At 49.5% G+C, this 18,739-nt stretch carries 17 protein-coding genes; 12 read left to right on the top strand and 5 right to left on the bottom strand.

Annotated elements, in window-relative coordinates:
* A complete protein-coding gene (locus O4H47_RS02810) occupies positions 1–1,059 on the top strand; it encodes an ABC transporter ATP-binding protein (protein WP_269392416.1) in 1,059 nt (352 codons plus the stop codon).
* Complete coding sequence (locus O4H47_RS02805) at positions 1,056–1,997, top strand: carbohydrate kinase family protein (RefSeq protein WP_269392415.1); 942 nt, start codon at positions 1,056–1,058, stop codon at positions 1,995–1,997. Before O4H47_RS02810 ends, O4H47_RS02805 begins: the two co-directional genes overlap by 4 nt.
* Before the next feature lie 115 nt (positions 1,998–2,112).
* Here the strand turns inward: O4H47_RS02805 and O4H47_RS02800 are convergent, their stop codons facing one another.
* The gene (locus O4H47_RS02800; protein WP_269392414.1) at positions 2,113–3,060 is read right to left on the bottom strand and encodes a LysR substrate-binding domain-containing protein; all 948 of its coding nucleotides are present in this window, start codon (positions 3,058–3,060) and stop codon (positions 2,113–2,115) included.
* Between the two features lie 134 nt (positions 3,061–3,194).
* On the opposite strand from O4H47_RS02800, the gene O4H47_RS02795 reads away from it, so the two are divergent.
* From O4H47_RS02795 to O4H47_RS02785, 3 genes are read left to right on the top strand one after another with little or no spacing between them, the layout of a single operon-like run.
* Complete coding sequence (locus tag O4H47_RS02795; protein WP_269392413.1) at positions 3,195–4,025, top strand: transporter substrate-binding domain-containing protein; 831 nt, start codon at positions 3,195–3,197, stop codon at positions 4,023–4,025.
* A gap of 12 nt (positions 4,026–4,037) precedes the next feature.
* Positions 4,038–5,009, top strand: coding sequence for an amino acid ABC transporter permease (locus tag O4H47_RS02790; RefSeq protein ID WP_269392412.1), 972 nt, complete (start codon positions 4,038–4,040; stop codon positions 5,007–5,009).
* A gap of 16 nt (positions 5,010–5,025) precedes the next feature.
* A complete protein-coding gene (locus O4H47_RS02785; RefSeq protein WP_331283663.1) occupies positions 5,026–5,814 on the top strand; it encodes a gamma-glutamyl-gamma-aminobutyrate hydrolase family protein in 789 nt (262 codons plus the stop codon).
* A gap of 156 nt (positions 5,815–5,970) precedes the next feature.
* On the opposite strand, the gene O4H47_RS02780 is transcribed toward O4H47_RS02785, so the two are convergent.
* Complete coding sequence (locus tag O4H47_RS02780; RefSeq protein ID WP_269392410.1) at positions 5,971–6,837, bottom strand: LysR substrate-binding domain-containing protein; 867 nt, start codon at positions 6,835–6,837, stop codon at positions 5,971–5,973.
* A 138-nt stretch (positions 6,838–6,975) separates the two neighbouring features.
* On the opposite strand from O4H47_RS02780, the gene O4H47_RS02775 reads away from it, so the two are divergent.
* Genes O4H47_RS02775 through O4H47_RS02750 form a run of 6 tightly spaced genes read left to right on the top strand, consistent with a single transcriptional unit; the run spans position 6,976 to position 14,649 of the window.
* Positions 6,976–8,247 (top strand): CaiB/BaiF CoA transferase family protein, encoded by a 1,272-nt coding sequence (locus O4H47_RS02775; protein ID WP_269392409.1) that lies wholly within the window; start codon positions 6,976–6,978, stop codon positions 8,245–8,247.
* Complete coding sequence (gene acdA, locus O4H47_RS02770; RefSeq protein ID WP_269392408.1) at positions 8,247–9,446, top strand: 3-sulfinopropanoyl-CoA desulfinase; 1,200 nt, start codon at positions 8,247–8,249, stop codon at positions 9,444–9,446. Before O4H47_RS02775 ends, acdA begins: the two co-directional genes overlap by 1 nt.
* A gap of 26 nt (positions 9,447–9,472) precedes the next feature.
* Positions 9,473–10,804, top strand: a complete 1,332-nt coding sequence (locus tag O4H47_RS02765) for a tetratricopeptide repeat protein (protein ID WP_269392407.1) — start codon at positions 9,473–9,475, stop codon at positions 10,802–10,804.
* Between the two features lie 29 nt (positions 10,805–10,833).
* Positions 10,834–11,844: a YeiH family protein gene (locus tag O4H47_RS02760; RefSeq protein ID WP_269392406.1), complete on the top strand. Its 1,011-nt coding sequence runs from the start codon at positions 10,834–10,836 to the stop codon at positions 11,842–11,844.
* Between the two features lie 40 nt (positions 11,845–11,884).
* The gene (locus tag O4H47_RS02755) at positions 11,885–13,165 is read left to right on the top strand and encodes a 4-aminobutyrate--2-oxoglutarate transaminase (protein WP_269392405.1); all 1,281 of its coding nucleotides are present in this window, start codon (positions 11,885–11,887) and stop codon (positions 13,163–13,165) included.
* Between the two features lie 2 nt (positions 13,166–13,167).
* Positions 13,168–14,649 carry an NAD-dependent succinate-semialdehyde dehydrogenase gene (locus tag O4H47_RS02750; protein ID WP_269392821.1) on the top strand — a complete coding sequence of 494 codons (1,482 nt, stop codon included), beginning with the start codon at positions 13,168–13,170 and terminating at the stop codon, positions 14,647–14,649.
* A gap of 29 nt (positions 14,650–14,678) precedes the next feature.
* Here the strand turns inward: O4H47_RS02750 and O4H47_RS02745 are convergent, their stop codons facing one another.
* From O4H47_RS02745 to O4H47_RS02735, 3 genes are read right to left on the bottom strand one after another with little or no spacing between them, the layout of a single operon-like run.
* Positions 14,679–15,374 carry a type 1 glutamine amidotransferase gene (locus tag O4H47_RS02745; RefSeq protein WP_269392404.1) on the bottom strand — a complete coding sequence of 232 codons (696 nt, stop codon included), beginning with the start codon at positions 15,372–15,374 and terminating at the stop codon, positions 14,679–14,681.
* Between the two features lie 9 nt (positions 15,375–15,383).
* A complete protein-coding gene (locus O4H47_RS02740) occupies positions 15,384–16,511 on the bottom strand; it encodes a 2Fe-2S iron-sulfur cluster-binding protein (protein ID WP_269392403.1) in 1,128 nt (375 codons plus the stop codon).
* Positions 16,508–17,773: a cytochrome P450 gene (locus O4H47_RS02735; RefSeq protein WP_269392402.1), complete on the bottom strand. Its 1,266-nt coding sequence runs from the start codon at positions 17,771–17,773 to the stop codon at positions 16,508–16,510. Before O4H47_RS02735 ends, O4H47_RS02740 begins: the two co-directional genes overlap by 4 nt.
* A gap of 162 nt (positions 17,774–17,935) precedes the next feature.
* On the opposite strand from O4H47_RS02735, the gene O4H47_RS02730 reads away from it, so the two are divergent.
* Positions 17,936–18,730, top strand: coding sequence for an alpha/beta fold hydrolase (locus O4H47_RS02730; RefSeq protein ID WP_269392401.1), 795 nt, complete (start codon positions 17,936–17,938; stop codon positions 18,728–18,730).
* The last annotated feature ends 9 nt before the right edge of the window (positions 18,731–18,739 follow it).

Here is an 18,739-nt window from a genome sequence, read left to right as displayed (position 1 = left end):
GTGGCAACTGTTTCACTCAAAAAACTGACGAAAAGATACGGTAAAACCGAGGTCCTTCATGGCATAGATCTCGAGGTGAGTGACGGTGAGTTCATTGTTTTTGTTGGACCCTCTGGGTGCGGTAAATCAACCACGTTGCGCATGCTTGCCGGGCTTGAAGAGGTCAGTGAAGGCGAAGTTCAAATCAATGATCTAGTGGTCAATAACTTGGAGCCAAAAGAGCGCAATATTGCGATGGTGTTCCAAAACTACGCGATTTACCCGCATATGAGTGTGCGCAAAAATATCGGTTTCGGTCTGCACACGGCAAAGCTGCCAAAGGAAGAAAAAGAAAAGAAGATCGAAGAGGTCGCGGCGTTGTTGAGCATGACCGATCTGCTTGATCGTAAGCCCTCCCAATTATCCGGTGGTCAACGCCAAAGAGTTGCAATCGGCCGGGCAATGGTTCGCGATCCAGCGGTGTTTTTGTTTGATGAACCGCTTTCAAATTTGGATGCCCAATTGCGCACGCAAATGCGGTTGGAAATCAAAAAACTGCACCAACGTGTGGGGACGACAATCATCTTTGTGACCCACGACCAAGTCGAAGCCATGACACTGGCGGATCGAATTGTGATTATGAAAGATGGTTACATTCAGCAGGTTGGAACGCCTTCGCAAGTTTTTCAAAGTCCGAAAAATATGTTTGTCGCTCAGTTCATCGGTGCGCCTTCAATGAACATGTTGGAAGGTCAACGTACCGATAAAGGTGTGCAGGTAGCTGACAATCTAACGATAGACTTGCCAAGGGATACCAAGGTGGACAGCATCACGATTGGCATACGGCCAAGTGCATTGGTGCCCGTTGCGGACGGGGCACCCTGTTTGATGGAGGGCAAAGTACTGCTGGTTGAGCCATTGGGGACCGAAACGCTGCTTTATGTGCAAGTGGGGGACAATGAAGTCATTGCCAGTGCGCCGGGTCGACAGCATCCGCAAATGGGCGATATCGTTCGTTTGAATGCGCCAGCAGATGAAATTCATTTCTTTGACACACAAACTCAGAATTCAATTCTGTGAGTATAGGCAAGTCCGGTAAAATCCTTACCGTAGGGCGGGTGTATTGCGATTTCGTGTTTTCTGAATTTGCGCGCATGCCCGTTCTCGGTGAAGAAGTTTTCGCCGATAAATTTGGCGTGCATGCGGGCGGCGGCGCCTACATAACGGCAGCACACCTTGTGAGTTGTGGAAAAACCACCGCGCTTTGTGCTGTTTTGCCGGCTGCACCTTTTGATGCCCTCATTCACGAAGAGATTTTTTCTGCAGATATTGATGTTGGCCCCTGTGTTGTGGCGTCGCCCGAATGGGGAATTCAAACCACAATTGCCATGGCCCATAATGGTGACAGAGCATTTTTGACAAGAAGAGGCGGTTTTGCAGTACCTGCGGCCTGCCAAAAGGAACTTGAGAGCGGCGAATATCGTCACCTGCATATTGCCGAGCTGGCAACGCTGATTGAATGCCCACAGCTCTTGGATTGGGCGAGCCAAGCACACCTAACAGTCTCGCTTGATTGCTCTTGGGATGAGGGTGCGATGCATCATCGTGACGCCACAAAATTGATCTCACAAGTTGATGTTTTTTTGCCAAACCTAGCAGAGCTGCAGTTTATTTTGCAAACCGATGAGATTGTGGCGTCAGATGTAAACGCAACATTTGGCGAAAGCTGCCTTGTGGTCGTCAAAAAAAGTGCCGATGGTGCGTCTCTGATCCAAAGTGGCGATCAAATTCATTCGCCAGCAATTGCGAGAGAGGTGGTTGACACAACCGGGGCCGGCGATGCCTTCAATGCAGGGTTTATCTCGGCATGGCTTGATGGCAGGACTTCAGCCGAATGTTTGTTGGCGGGGAACAAACAAGCCTCAATTTGCGTTTCAAGTCTAGGTGGTGCCTCTTCTCACGATCGGAAAACTGAACAGTTGTATAATCAGTTGAAAACGCCTGTTGGCTCGAGATGAGGTGCGATGCATTTCGTCACACAGTTTTGAGTAGAGTATGTCCCAAATAATTGTAGACAGAAAATGAAATGATCGCAGTGAGCGGGTTGAAGGGCGCTCAACGCGCAGTCTAGTTTTATGTCCGCAGTTTGGCCGCTTGAATTTCTTTGCCCAACCAATCGATAAACGCCAGACCCACCGCAGACTGCATGCGGGTTTCGGGCAAGACGAATTGAAACATGCGCTCGCAAGGAATTGTGGCTGTAAACGGCTCCACAAGTTCACCTTTGGAAATGGCATCAGCAACATATAGTTCGCGCACAATGGCAATGCCTTGTCCAGCAATCGCGCTCTGCAAAACCAAGTCTGCATTATTGTAGGATAAGTCTGCGCGGCTTTCGTCGGTAAATCTTGGCGCGTAAATGGATAAGAACTTACTCCAATAAAAAGTACCATCTTCATCGATGATTTTGGCATGCCCAAGAATACTTGTTGGGTCAGTTTTGAAGTCGCCAGTTTGTTGTTTGAGTTCATCCAAATATTGCGGCGAGCATACGATGCGCATGGTTTCGTTGGGAAGTGGGATCACCATGTTTGGTTCGGTCAACGACATCGTTTGGGCCGGCTTGGTGAGCAGCCTGATGGCGATGTCTATTTGATCCTCGGAAAAATCAACAAATCGATTTGCAACATTTACCCTAATGGGTGTTTGCGGATACCTGCGACGAAACTGCTCGATCCGTGGCACCAAAAAAATCGAAGCAAATGAAGAAGATGTGCTGATGGAAAGTGGTTTTTGCGCGCCTTTTTCATTCAGTCTTTGCGAGAGTTTATCTATGCTTTCATTGATTGCATAAACATCATGCAACAGGTCTTGTGCAAATTCGGTTTGCACCAATGATCGGCCTTGCGTGCGGAACAATTTAGTTTCCCATCTCTCCTCTAACCGTTTGATATGGTAGGACACTGTCGGCTGAGAGACGTTCAGTTCTTCCGCTGCAGCTGACACAGATTTGTGCCTTGAAACGGCGCTTAAAGCGCGAAGTTCTGTGAGGGTTGGAACAAAGCGTTTGGGTGTTTTCATAAACAATCTATAGAGATTTTCTATGAATTGTGTCAAGCAAATCGATTTTGAGATTCTTAGCGAGCGCCCCATGGTTGCTCCTGGTGTTTCTTGCTCCTTTTTTTTGGGGGGGGAAGCGAATAAGGGAGAAGACAATGAAATTAAAAGAAGCTCTTTTGGGCACAGCCGCAGCGGTTATGGTGTTGGGCGCGAGCGCGTCAGCATTTGCGGGCGAAGTTCTGGATAAAATTATGGCTGACAAAATGCTGATTGTTGGCACCAACTCAGATTACCGACCAAATTCCTTTTTGGGCGATGATAACCAGTTGCAAGGCTTTGACATTTCGGTTGCCAAAGAAGTTGCCAAGCGGATGAGTGTGGAAGTCAAATTCATCACGCCGGGCTGGGAAGTGATGACAGCCGGCAATTGGTCTGGTCGGTGGCACATGGTGATTGGTTCCATGACACCAACAAAGAGTCGCGCTGAAATTCTCGATTTTCCAGCGATTTACTATTTTTCGCCAGCTGTTGTTGCTGTGCACAAAAACTCTTCGGCGACAAAACCATCAGATTTAGATGGCAAAGTCATGGGTGTTGTTGGGTCTTCGACCTACCATGCCTATCTGGAACATCGTCTTGAGATGGATGTGGTTGGCGCACCTGAGTTCACCTATGATATTTCACCCAGCGAAGTGAAGCTCTATTCGGATATCAATGAGTTTGATGATCTATCCGTTGGCGATGGGGTGCGCATGGATGGCCTAATTCAATCACTTTCAGTTGTTGCACAGGCGGTAGAACGCGGGATGCCAGTCAAGCAAATTGGTGATCCGGTGTTTTACGAACCGCTTGGCATTGCAACCGACAAGGGTGATGCGGAACTGAATGCAAAGATCGCAGAAGTTGTTGAGCAAATGCGGGACGATGGAACTTTGGCTGCACTTTCAGTCAAATGGCATGGCGTAGATTTGGTCACAGTTAAGTAGGCAATGCCCAACATGGTCACTTTAACAAATGGTTTGAGACGGGGTGCGCCCCGTCTCAAGGCAGCTTTTATATTCGCGATTGTTCCAATGGTGTTTGCCTTATCGCTTGGCTTGAACCGCAGTGGTTTTGGTCAGCTATTTTTGGTGGCCATGAACGAACAGGCGTTGGCCGGTTGGTGGGGAAGTGCTTCTGTCTCACTGGTCATTTATGTCCTAGCCGTTGGCAGTTTCCTTTTACTTTTGGCACTACCTAGCCTGGTTCAGCAGTTTGCAACTTGGATATTGCTAGCTGCATTCGCAATGGGGGCGTTCTACTCATTTGATTTGAGTTATGCATTCATTGGAAAGAAGTTACCCTTTTTGCTGTCTCAAGGGTTGGTGACCACAATCTACGTTTCGGCTCTTTCCATATCGCTGGCATTTGTGTTGGCCCTGTTGGGCGCAACGGCCAAAATGTCTGGTATTGGCATTTTGCAAGGGGTTGGTGGCTTCTATACTTCATATTTCCGTGGCGTGCCGCTTCTGGTGCAGCTTTTCTTGATCTATCTCGGCCTGCCACAAATCGGCATTGTGGTGGAACCAATTCCTGCAGCCATTGCAGCTCTAGGTTTGGTTTATGGGGCCTACATGACGGAAATTTTCCGCTCTGGCATTCAATCGATCTCGCTGGGTCAATGGGAAGCCGCGGACGCTCTAGGGTTGAGCCGGTTGCGCACTTTCCAAAAGGTAATCATGCCACAAGCAATGCGATTTATCGTGCCGCCTACCGGCAACCAGTTCATCGCAATGCTTAAAGATTCATCGTTGGTATCTGTTGTCGGGGTTTGGGACATAATGTTCATAGCCCGCACCCAAGGGCGCGCAGATTTTAGAATACTTGAAATGCTGATCACCGTTTCTGTTGTCTATTGGCTGTTATCGATGGTCTTGGAATATGTGCAGCACAAAATTGAGATTTATTATTCGCGATCATTGAAGCGATAAAGTTCACCCATTCGGGATGCAAGAGCAGATGAAAAACACTCGAAATCGGTTGCCTTTGATAGCCGTAATGGCAAATTCTGGCTTTGAAGCAGGCCTGCCAACCCAAACGGTTGATGATAAATACTGCAGAGCCGTAAGTGAAGCGGTGGGCGCCAATTGCATTGTAGTGCCGACAAGCGCTAGCGCAGATGCGTTAGAAGACTTGGTGCAAATTGTAGATGGAATCTTACTGACTGGCGACACAACAAATGTGGAGCCACACCACTATGGTGGTGTGGGCAACCTGCAATCTCACGGACCATTCGATCCTCAGCGAGACCGTTCAGTTTTGCAGTTGATTAAACTGGCGCACAAAAAAGATGTGCCCATGCTGGGTATTTGCCGGGGTATGCAAGAAATGAACGTCGCTTTAGGTGGAACGTTGCGAAATGATCTGTATGGCAACCTGTCGTTTGCTGACCATTGCGTTCGACCACAAGATGGGCCACCAGAAACGCGATACGCGCCGTCCCATATTGTTGAATTGGTCCAAGATGGTCGTTTACGTGAACATCTGGGATTAGTCCGCGCGGAAGTGAATTCGCTCCATAAGCAAGCCGTCGACATTTTAGCAGATAGTTTGCGCTCCGAAGCAATATCCCAAGATGGATTAGTTGAGGCATTCTGCGATCCAGACCGAAATTTCTTTTATGGAGTGCAATGGCATGCAGAGTTTTCTGCACTCAGCGATCAAGTCTCTCAGGCGCTGTTCGCGATGTTTAGCCAAAGCGTGCACGTCTATTCTGGGAAACTCATCCCCCTTTAAAGGGAGAATGACAGAGCAGACGCGCAGAAGGGAATAAGAATTAAAGGCCTTGATTGGCATATTCTTTGCCATTCCACACGTAGGCGCTCTGCTGTAAACGGATTTCTGTGATTTGCCAAAACAGTTCCAAATACGGTGAAGTTTGACTTGATCGGATCAAGCAACAAGGGCCACCAGTTCAGCATACAAAGCATCAACAAGTTTTGCCCTTGGGTTGTTGATGCGGTCTACCATGATAAGTTCGCGGTATATCTGCGGCTCGCCTAATGGAACGATCTTCAAATCGTCCGAATACTCTGGTGAACAGACCCTTTTAGGCGCAATCGAAATGCCAATGCCGTTGCGCACCAACGACTCGATGGCCTCCAATGTGTCCACTTCCAGCACCGACTGAACATGAATTTTTTGTTCTATCAAATGCCTTTCAATCTGTTGACCCGCCCAAGTTCGGCGATTGAACCAGATGAATGGATGTGAGCTAAGAAGTTCTCTAGCTGTTTCTTCTTTGGCGCTGGCAGGTGCAATAATGTTTAGTGGCTCTTCGCAAATGCTCTGCGCGCGCAAGCCCTCCATAACTTGGCCCGGTTCGGTGACAATTGCGACGTCAATATCGCGATTGCGAACTTGCTGTGCCAATTCTTGTGAAAGGTCCGCTTTTAAGCGGATTTGGAGCCTTGGGTGGCTTTGGCGTAAGGCCGCCAGCCCTGGGGGGACCAGATTTATCAGCGACGAAGGCACTACCCCGATTGAAAGCCTGCCGATCAGCGTCTCTTCGCTCGCTAATGCTTTGATTTCATCGGATATTTCAAGCATGCGCTTTGCGTGCTCGACCATTGCAATTCCTTTATCCGTAAGCACGGGTGGGCGGCGAGAGCGATCAACAAGTGTGATTTGAAGCTCGTCTTCTAATGACTTCACATGAACACTAACTGCGGAGTGGCTTAATCCCAGTGCTTCACCTGCCGCAAAGAACGATGGATACTGCGATATCGCCACCATCGTCCGCAAAAACCGTATGTTCATGGTATTTCCTTATGTTACGAAACAGAACACTATTCTGAATATTTAATCGCTTTTGTTTAGCTTATTTAATATTTATGGTCGCTGCAACAAGGAATTTTCTGGGTGATATTGATCCTCCAGAGAGGTGGGGATGTCACGATGAGCGTTGGCGATCAGAAGCAAAAAATGGTGCAGGGTCCGCTCGCAGGTGTGCGCGTTCTTGACCTTAGCCGAATTCTTGCGGGGCCCACTTGCACACAGTTATTGGGTGATCTTGGTGCTGACATAATAAAAGTTGAGCGCCCGGGAGTTGGTGACGACACGCGGACGTGGGGGCCTCCATTTGTTCAAAACTGTGATGGGTCGCAGAGTAGCGAAAGTGCCTATTATCTTTCGGCAAATCGCAATAAGCGTTCAATAGCGCTTGATATATCAAATCCCGATGATGCTGAAACTGTGCGCCAGCTGGCTGAAACATGTGATCTTTTCGTGGAGAATTTCAAAGTCGGCGGACTGGCGAAATACGGACTTGATTTCGCAACGCTTTCAGCACGCTGCCCTCAGCTCATATATTGCTCAATTTCTGGTTTTGGACAGACTGGCCCAAATGCCCATCGTCCTGGATATGACCTGCTAGCGCAAGGGTTCGGCGGAATAATGAGCCTTACCGGCGAGCCTGAAGGTGAGCCCATGAAGGTTGCTGTTGGCATATCCGACGTTATGACCGGCATGTACGCGGCGACCAGTTTGCTGGCCGCTCTGCACCACCGCGGAAAAACCGGCGAGGGTCAGCATATTGACCTTGGGCTAGCAGATGTTCAAACCGCGTGGTTGGTCAATGAAGGCACCAATTATTTACTTTCGGGCAAGACCCCGGTGCGGCGCGGCAATCAGCACCCCAATATTGTGCCCTATCAAGTCTTTGAGGTGGCTGATGGTCACCTAATTGTAGCTGTTGGTAATGATGCACAGTTCGTGAAGTTTTGCGCCATCATCGGACGCAATGATATCGCCAAAGACGAACGTTTTATCAAAAATGCGGACCGATTGCTCAATCGCGAGGAGCTTGTGCGCATATTGAGATTGGAGTTGCTGGGGGTAAGGAAAGCTGACTTGCTGGCGCAAATGGAAGCTGAAGGTATTCCAGGTGGCCCAATCAATACGTTGCCTGAGTTGTTTGGCAGTGAGCAAGTTGCGGCGCGCGAAATGCGCGTTTCGATGCAAGATAAAAATGCCAAGTCCGGCCATGTTGAGCTAATTGGAAATCCAGCGAAACTCTCAAAGACACCGGTAACTTACCGTCGTGCTCCGCCGCGTTGTGGCGCTGATACCGACGAAATTCTGCGCGAACTCGAGCAGTTCCGTGCAGCGAAAAACATGCAAGATTTTGATGATGAACAAGTGGCCAGATTGCGGCCAGCAGGAGAGTAATGTTGTTTGACCTGAGCAAAGAGCAAATTGAACTTCAAGCACGGGCCAAGGATCTGTCTGACGGCCATATCAAATCGCGTGCAGCGCAGGTTGATAAGGATGAAGCTTATCCTTGGGACAACGTTGAAAAGCTTACTGAAGCTGGCTTTATGGGCATGACTATTCCCAAAGAATATGGCGGGGCTGGGTTAAGTTATTTTGATGTGGTGTTGGTGATTGAACAGATCGCGCGCAACTGCGGCGTATCGGGGCGGATTGTTGTGGAAGCCAATATGGGCGGCATTGGTGCCATCATGGGATATGGCGACGATGCGCAAAAAAAACTGGCGGCCAGTTATGTGCTTGCCGGTGACAAACCAGCGATTTGCATAACCGAGCCGGGCGCTGGTAGCGCCGCAACAGACATGACCACAACTGCAGTGCGCAAGGGCGAAGGCTATGTTCTCAATGGCGAGAAGCACTGGATCACCGGCGGTGGCGTCTCCAAGGTTCATTTAATCTTTGCGCGCGTAATTGAAGATGGTGTCGAGCAAGGCATTGGCGGCTTCTTGGCATTTCGCGATGCAACTGCGGGTTTGCGCATAGGTGAGCGTGAATTCGCGATGGGACTGCGCGGCATTCCTGAAACTCATGTGCATTTTGAGGATATGTTTGTGCCTGACGCGCACGTGGTGAAATTGCCGCAAGGTTTCAAACACGGCTTTGGATTTTTGATGAGTGCCTATAATGGCCAACGTGTTGGCGCTGCTACCGTTGCGCATGGTATCGCGCAAGGCTCATATGAGCGTGCGCTAGACTTCGCAAAGCAACGTGAACAGTTTGGCCGCCCAATTGCCGAATTCCAAGGTATTCAATGGATGTTGGCCGATATGGCAACAGGATTAGCAGCGGCCCAAGCGTTGATTTACAAAGCAGCAAAAAGCGGCGGTACCGGATATCCAGACAAAAACATGGCCGCTCAAGCCAAGATTTTCGCAGCGGAAAACGCGATCAACGTAACCAATTCGGCTCTGCAAATTCATGGCGCGAACGGCTATGGCCGTTCTTTGCCGATGGAGCGGATGGCGCGTGATGCGCGCATGTTCACAATTGGTGGCGGAACAGCGCAAATGCTTCGAAATCAAGTTGCCGGTTCTGAATTGGGAATGAAACTACCGCAAACACGTGACGGCTATCAAAAGCTGCACGGTTCTGTTTAAAATGAGTTTGGGGGGGACGGTTGGCAATGACATATTTTGACGGCTTTGGTGCACCGGTATCGCACAACAATCAGCATGATATCGACGAGTTCCACAGGGCCGCGGTTTTGATGCTGGGTTATGCCCCCGATCCCGTTGCCATTATTCGTGAAGTTTTGGAGCGCTCGCCCGATTTCATTATGGCTCGCTGCTTTTTGGCTGGCATGTATTTGGTGGCCAGCAATAAGGAACGTCAAAAGGATTTGGCTGCGCAATATCATTTGCTCGCACCCCTTTTCGACAAAGCAAACGAAAGAGAGCGCGGGCACATTAAAGCAATCAAGCTTTGGATTGATGGCGATTTTTATGCTGCTTCCCAAGCATATGCGGATATACTTTTTGATCATCCACGCGATTTATGTGCGCTGCAATTTGGCCACCAAACAGACTTTCTTCTAGGTCACGTCAGCTCTACCCGAGACCGGCCTGCACGCGTCATGTCTCATTGGTCAGAAGCTGACCCAGAATATTCCTACATTTTGGGCATGCAGGCTTTTGGCATGGAAGAAGCGGGGCATTACCAACAAGCCGAGGCGAGGGCGCTGCAATGCGTTTCCCTAAATCCAAAAGACACCTGGGGTGTTCACGCCTTGGCCCACTGCTACGAGATGCAGGGCAAGACCAAGAACGGCATCTCATTTATGCAAGACTGCGAGGACAAGTGGGCAAATAATAACTATTTGTCGATCCATAATCGCTGGCATTTGTCTTTGTATTGGATAGAAAACTGCGAGTTTGAAACCGCTCTACAAATGCACGACCAATATATGGCTGTTAGCCCGCAATCAGAAATGATGGACATGCATGATTCAGCAGCATTGTTGTGGCGCTTACATTTGGACGGTGTGGATGTGGGCGAAAGATGGGTGCCTGCTGCCAACAATTACGAGAATTATCTGGACCAAGCCTATATGCCGTTCAATGATATGCATGCCATGATGTCCATGGTCGCCACTGGACGCGACCAACAAGCAGACAAGTTGGTTGCGGCGCTGGAAGACAATTTAGACGGCTCGACAGCAAGCTCCGACATTATCAAACTGGCGGGCCTTCCAATCGTCAAGGGCATTCGAGCCTTCGGGCGCGCAGATTACGAAACGGCGAAAACCCTTTTAGCAAACGCACGTCATAACGCGCACATGATTGGCGGCTCCATTGCACAGCGTGATGTGATCAATCTCACTTTGTTGGAAGCAGCCATTCGATCTGGCGACCAATCTATGGCAAACGGATTACTAGCCGAACGTACTTTGATGAAGCCATCATCGCCCCTTAGTGACATGTTCGGTGCACGGGCAAACGCCGCCGTTGCAGACTAGCTGAACTCAATCAAATTGGATTGTCCCTTGTGAAAAATGACCTCCCCAAGATCGCGCGCGATCGTTTCCAAACTTTGCTGCCTGGCATGGTGCTTTGTGCAACGATTGCCATGGCAGCAACTTTTTTGGGCACGAACTACGGCGCACCAGTAATGCTGTTTGCGTTGCTTTTGGGTATGGCATTCAATTTTGTCGACGAAACCGGCAAATTCATGGAAGGGGTTCAGTTTTCCTCAAAAACAATTCTGCGGATTGGTGTCGCTTTTCTGGGTGCTCGGATTACGATCAATGAAGTGCTCAATTTGGGAGCTATGACAACGGTCATTGTCATAGGGGGTTTGGTATCCACAGTCTTACTTGGTCTTGTTTTGGCAAAAATGCTTGGCAAAACCAAATGGTTTGGCTTGCTCACGGCCGGCTCTGTTGGCATTTGTGGGGCGTCCGCCGCCTTGGCAATCAGTTCGGCTTTACCAAAGTCTGAGCAAACCATCGTCGAGCGAGACACGATTTTTACTGTTGTTGCAGTGACGTCTTTGAGCACGATTGCCATGATCGTCTACCCATTGATTGCAAGCGGGTTTGGGCTGAACGAGATACAGGCGGGTGTGTTCTTCGGTGCCACCATTCACGATGTGGCGCAGGTGGTTGGCGCCGGGTACACAGTGTCGGATCTAGCAGGTGAAACTTCAACTGTTGTTAAACTCATGCGGGTCGCCATGCTGGTGCCCGTCGTTGCCATCATCAGCATCATTGTCGCCAATCGAAAACCAGCGGCGGACAAAAAAATTAATCGTTTCCCGCCCTTCTTGGTTGGTTTCGTTGCGCTGGTCATCATCAATTCATTTGGCTGGATTCCGCCGTTTGCAGCTGACGTTTTTACGGGACTTTCAAAATGGGCGTTGGTGGCTGCAGTGGCAGGACTTGGGGTGAAAACATCTTTGAAAGAATTGTTTGAGGTCGGCCCCGCCGCAATGATCATGGTGGTCGCTGAAACGATCTGGATTGCGGGATTTGCCTTGCTTGTTCTGACGTATTTCTAAGCTCGCGGCACGCGCCGCGCCTTAAATGTGGAGACCTAAAATGGAAGATCTAAATCAAGCGCTCTTGCAGCGCCGCGCTACCGCTTTGCCAAAAGGGGTTGGATTGATGAACCCGATCTTTGCAAAAAGCGCGTTAAACGCAGAAGTTGTGGATCAAAACGGCGACCGATATATCGATTTTGCAGCCGGTATTGCGGTTGTAAACACCGGCCATCGGCATCCAAAGATTGTTGAGGCAATTACGGCCCAACTGGCCCAATTTACGCACACTTGTCATCATGTATTGCCTTATGAAAACTACGTTCATTTGGCCGAGCGGTTAAACAATTTGGTGCCAGGTGACTTTGAGAAAAAGACGGCCTTTGTGACTACCGGGGCAGAAGCCGTTGAAAACGCGATAAAGATCGCCCGCGCACACACAGGGCGCACCGGGGTGATCGCTTTTAGCGGGGGCTTCCATGGCCGAACATATATGGGCATGTCGCTTACGGGCAAGGTTGCGCCCTACAAAACGAAATTCGGGTCAATGATGCCCGATATCTACCATGCGCCTTTCCCAATTGAGGTACATGGTGTGTCCGTTGCAGATAGTTTGGCCGGGATAGAGCGGATATTCAAAAGTGAAATTGAAGCGACGCGTGTTGCTGCGATCATTATTGAGCCAATCCAAGGTGAGGGCGGGTTCTATCCTGTTCCTCAAGAGCTTATGGATGCTTTGCGAAAGTTGTGCGATCAGCAGGGCATGGTCCTGATTGCGGATGAAATCCAAACGGGTTTTGCACGCACCGGAAAACACTTTGCCATGGAGAACTACGGCATCGCAGCTGACCTGACATGCATGGCCAAGGGGCTTGCCGGAGGGATGCCACTAGCTGCAGTCACAGGACGCGCCGACATAATGGATGCTCCGGAACCAGGCGGGTTGGGCGGCACATATGGCGGTAACCCTTTGGCGATTGCTGCAGCGCATGCTGTTTTGGATGTAATTGAAGAAGAACAATTGTGTGAACGCGCAATTCAAATGGGCGCGCTGTTGCAAGAGCGCTTAAAAAACATCTCAAAAGACGTCTCCCAAATCGCAGACGTGCGCGGCGTGGGCATGATGGTGGCCGTTGAGTTTAACGACTTGAATGGGCAACCTGATCCAGCATTCACAGCAAAGGTGAAAGACCTCGCGCTGGCGAACAAGCTGGTCTTGCTCACTTGTGGTGTGTACGGCAATGTCATTCGCTTTCTTGCCCCACTTACAATTGAATCTGAGCTTTTTGAAGAAGCCATGGACATCCTCGAACAAGCGATCAAAGAGGCGGCAGCACAATGAGAATGGGCAAGTCAAGAAACATTATTCCAATGCTCAAGGATGGAAGTTTGGTCAAAAGCCAAGCGTTCATCAATGGGCAATGGGTTGACGCTGATGGTGGCGCGATCATCACCGTACAAAATCCGGCCTGTGGCGACACAATCACCACTGTGCCCGACTTGGGTGTCAAAGAAACGCGATTGGCCATCAGTTTTGCTCAGCAAGCCCAACGAGAATGGGCGAAGAAAACCGGCAAGCATCGTGCAGAAATATTGATGAAATGGTATCACCTGTTGGTCAAAAATGCCGATGATCTTGCGGTCATCCTAACCGCAGAAATGGGCAAACCACTCGCCGAAGCAAAGGGCGAAATCCTTTACGGCGCGAGCTTCATCCAGTGGTTCGCCGAAGAAGCCAAACGCATCTATGGCGACACAATTCCCGGCCATCAAGAAGACAAACGCATCGTCGTGCTCAAGCAACCAATTGGAGTTGTTGCATCAATTACGCCGTGGAACTTCCCCAACGCCATGATTGCGCGAAAAGTGGGCCCGGCGCTAGCTGTGGGTTGTGCTGTGGTCGCGCGGCCTGCATCTGAAACACCTCTGTCGGCTTTGGCGATGGCCGAGTTGGCACAACGCGCCGGTTTACCGGATGGGCTGCTCAACATCATAACGAGTTCAAAAGCATCTGAAGTTGGCCAAGAGCTGTGCAGCAATCCGATTGTGAGAAAACTCACCTTTACGGGGTCAACCCAGGTTGGCCGAATACTGATGCGACAATGCGCTGATGACATTAAGAAAATCAGCTTGGAGCTTGGCGGCAATGCCCCCTTCATTGTGTTTGATGATGCCGATCTGGATTCAGCAGTCGAAGGTGCCATGATCGCCAAATACCGCAATAACGGTCAAACGTGTGTTTGTGCAAACAGAATATATGTCCAAGACGCCGTTTATGACGCTTTCTCTCAAAAGCTGGCTGAAGCGGTGAGTAAACTCAACGTCGGTAATGGTCTTGAAGAAGGAACAAGCACCGGCCCCTTGATCGATGAAAAAGCGGTCAAAAAGGTCTCAAGCCACATCGCCGACGCAGTAGCGAAAGGCGCAACTGTGTTGGCAGGCGGTATGCGACATAAAAAAGGTGGCACGTTTTTTGAACCAACAGTACTAACCAATGTTGACAAATCGATGATGGTCGCGCGTGACGAAACTTTTGGCCCCGTCGCGCCCTTGTTCAAGTTCAAGGATGTTGATGATGTAATTGCCCAAGCAAATGACACAGAATTCGGCTTGGCTTCTTACTTTTATGCCAACAATCTGTCCCGCGTCTGGAAAGTCGCAGAGGCTTTGGAATACGGCATGGTGGGCATCAATACCGGACTAATTTCCACCGAGGTTGCGCCGTTCGGCGGCATCAAACAATCTGGCTTGGGGCGAGAAGGGTCCAAGTACGGAACGGACGACTATTTGGAAACAAAATATCTGTGTTTCGGCGGTATTGAATAGCAATAAGGGGCGCAGCAAGCGCCCCTTATTCACCCAGCTTTCAGCGTGCGTTCTTTGAAGAAGCTAGTAATTTGAGCGGCCATTTTTTCTTGATCCAGACCTTCATCAAAATGGGCGCGCGCCTCTTCGATCAGGGGATGGGGCAAGCTGTCTTTGCGGTATTCCATCAAATCTTTGCCAAATGCAGTGCCAAACTCGGGATGAGCCTGCATCGTGAAAGCCGTGTTGCCATAACGTACGAAAGCGTTTTGGCAAAATGGCGAACTCCCCAAGCATTCTGCATGTTCTGGTAGCTTCGTCACTTGGTCCTGGTGCCAAGCCACAACACGGACCTTTTCATCAAGTGGCGCCGCGAGTGCGTAGGCTTGATTGCCAATCGACCATCCCTGATCGTACTTGACGACTTCGCCGCCCATGGCTTTGGCAAGTATTTGATGTCCAAAGCAAATTCCAACAATTGGAACGTCCTTTGCGTATGTTTGTCGCAAAAAGTCTTCAAGTTTGGCAATCCAAGGCAAGTCTTCATATGCACCATGTGCAGAGCCAGTTATCAGCCAGCCATCAGCTTGTGTGGGGGAGTTAGGAAACTCATTGTCCACGACATTATAGGTTTCAAATTCAAACCCATAACCGTCCAAAAGTTTTCTAAACATGCCGTCAAAATCACCATGATTTTCAAGCAGTTCACCAACAACATGGCCTGTTTGCAATATTCCGATTTTCATAGTTCTGACCTACAAATCCAACGTGATATTTTTAGTTGGGGCGGAGCAACAGATCAAGATATCATCGCCCGCAGGACGCTCCATAGGCTCTGATATATATTCTGTTTCACCAGACAAAAGCTTTGTTTTACAGCTATCACATGTCCCCGCGCGGCAGCTAAAGTCTGGCATCAGGCCATGTTCTTCAGCAAAGTCCAAAAGGTTCTCTAATGAGGGGTCCCAAGCAACTTCAATGCCGGATTTTCCAAATTTTACAATGGGTTGCGTATCGTTAGACGTTGCCATGACACTGTCTCTCTTTGTCTCACTTTGTGTCGCATTTGTTCCAGAACGTTTCAAAACCGTTGCAGGGCCAAAAAACTCATAGTTGATACGCTCTTCAGCGATGCCCAATTCAAGCAGTAACTCAAACATTGCCTGCATAAATGGGCCGGGCCCACAAAGATAAAATGTGTAGTCGTCAACTGGCAGAAGTGTTTGCAGCAACGCCTTGGTGACAACGCCTTCGCTGTCAAACCGCTTGTTGGTTTTGTCGTTTTGCGTAGGCGTTCGGTAAACAAAATGCACGTCCAAATTGTCAGCCGCCTCACATAGGGCGACCAGTTCATCGCGCAAAGCGTGAACCTCACCATTTTCGCACGCATGGATGATTTGCGTTTGGCACGTTCCACGTTGTGCCAAATCATGTGCCATTGCAATCAAAGGCGTTTGCCCCACGCCGCCACTCAACAAGACAACAGGCCGATCGCTGTTCCGATCTAGGAGGAACTTTCCAGTAGGTCCAAATGCACAAACGACATCATTTTCTTTAAGCGATTTGTGAAAATAGGTTGAAACAAGACCGTCAGGATAAGTGGTGCCATTTGGGCTTTCTTCGAGCTTTATTGAAACGCGCAGCTGCTCGTCTGTCGATCCGGAAATTGAATACTCACGCTTCAAGGTTTCACCATTTGGACCTGCTGGTACTTCAAACACCAAATATTCTCCGGGGACAAAATTCAGTGTTTCTTCGGATTGTGGTTTGAGCCAAAAACTCTTGATGATCGAGGACTCATTTACAATCCGGGTCACTCGAAAGGCCCGCATAGCGGGTGACGAGATTGGCACAAGTTGATGTGCTGAGGTTAAGGCATTCATTTGCCGGCTCCTGGGGTTCCTGTCACAGTGACATGCAAATGCTCAATGCCATTCACAAAATTCGAATGTACATATTCAGGCTTTTCTTTGATCTCAAACCCCATATTGCGCTTCAGAATTTCTTCGAGCAAAACCCGCAACTCAATCCGCGCGAGGCCTGCGCCGAGGCAGGTGTGAACACCCCCGCCACCGTAACCGGCGTGGGGTTGTTTTGGTCGATCAATATTGTAGGAAAGCGGGTCGTCAAAACGACCTTCGTCGAAATTGGCACCCGCATACCACATAACGACCTTTTCCCCTTTTTTGATTTTGGTGCCCGATAGTTCGGTGTCTTGTGTTGCTGTGCGACGGAAATACAAAATAGGAGAAGCGTAGCGAACAATTTCTTCAACCGCGCCTTCCATCAAATCTGGATTTTGTTTGAGATTCTCAAAGACCTCAGGGAATTGAACGATTTGCAGCACCAAGTTGGACATAGCCGAGCGTGTTGTTTCATTGCCGGCAAAAATCAACAAACGGAAGAAGTTGGTGTATTCGGCATCGGTCAGTTTTTCACCATCGATTTCTGTGTGAACCAATTTCGACACCACATCGTCCTTAGGGTCTACGCGGCGTTTTTCGCCCAGTTCGCGCGCATACTCGGATAGGGCAAAAGCTGCAGGACTGTTAAACGGCAAAAGGCGCAGTGGAATAGTGTTGCCATAGGCATTCGGGTCCAAAGGCTTTGCGGAGGTGCCAGCGACCAGATGGTCCGTCAATTCAATCATATAGTTGCGGTCTTCTTCAGGAACACCAAGCATGTCGCAGATTATGCCAATGGGAATAGGCTTTGCCACACGATCAACCCAATCGCCGCCACCATCTTTGATCAAGTCGTCGAGAAGCTTTGACGCCCGTTCACGCACAATTGGTTCATAGTCTCGAATGTTGCGGGGAATGAACCCCGGGTTGACCAAGCGACGCAGCCTTGTGTGGGCAGGGGGATCCATATCAATCATGGATGCGCGAGCCTCCAGCGCATCCTCATCAATGGTGTAGATTTGAATGTGACCAACCCCGGAGCTGTAAATCTCGGGGTGACGCGAAACCTCTGCCACATCCTCAAAACGACCAACGCACCAAAAACCATCGCCTTCTTCGCCGATGGGATTCCACACCAGGCCGCTCGTCGAACGCATGTTAGAAAACACCTCGTGCGGTATCCCATCATCAAACAAATGCGGATCATTTAGGTCGGTTTCAAAAACTGGTTGATTGGTCATAGCCATCCCTCAAAAATTTCTCTGAATTCTGTATACAGAAATTCATGTATGCTGTATACGAGCAAATTGTAGAGGGGATTTTTACAAAAAGTGGACGAGTGTAAGTTGCTGTAGTTGCAGCGATTATTCTCCATTTAAGACGTGATGAAAAGGGGAGAGCTTATGAAAAATACGACAGTCGATGGTGTGTCCTGGCTTGAATGCGGCGCAGGATCACCCATCATATTCTTGCATGCAATGGCCGGTTCAAAGACCGCTTGGCGGCCGCAATTTGAGCGTTTTTCCAAAGCGTACAGATGCATTGCCTGGGACATGCCAGGGTTTGGTATTTCAGCGCCGTTAGCGGACAATGCCCGCATGCAAGAGGTTGTTGCGGCGCTTCACCATTTTGTCACGAAAACGCTGGGTTTGGAAAAAGCCCACTTTGTTGGTCTGTCCGTTGGCGGAATGATTTTGCAGCATTTTGCTGCGGTCTATCCCCAACATATGACGTCGATGACGATTATGGATAGTTCGCCAAAATTCGGTTTGGGCGGTGATGCGGATCCAAAAGAGTTTACCCATTCGATTTGCGGGCAGTTGGACAGTGACGTTTCAGTGGCGGAGTTTAGCGCCTCAATGATCAATGCCATTGTTGCACCGGACTGCAGGAACACAGTTCGACAAGAAGCGATTGGCGCCATGTCTCGTGCCACAAAACAGGGCCTGAAGCTGACGACGCATCTGATTGCTGAGCACGACGCGCTAGCAAAGCTAAAGGCCATTAACGTGCCCTCGCTTGTTTTGGCAGGTGCGTTGGATGCCGAGACACCGCCGGCCTATGCCGAACGCATTGCCGCAGAGTTGCTCAACGCGCGAGCATCTATCATTCCAGACGCCGGACATATTGCCAATTTGGAGAATCCAACTGCTGTAAACGCACAACTTGAAACGTTTTGGCAAGAGCTAGAGAACTAGGGGGACACA

Origin of the sequence: Maritalea porphyrae (assembly GCF_027213965.1) — a bacterium.
Classification (GTDB): Bacteria; Pseudomonadota; Alphaproteobacteria; order Rhizobiales; family Devosiaceae; genus Maritalea; species Maritalea porphyrae_A.
Note: the sequence above shows the minus strand (reverse complement) of the source record. Positions and strands in the feature narration are given on the sequence as shown.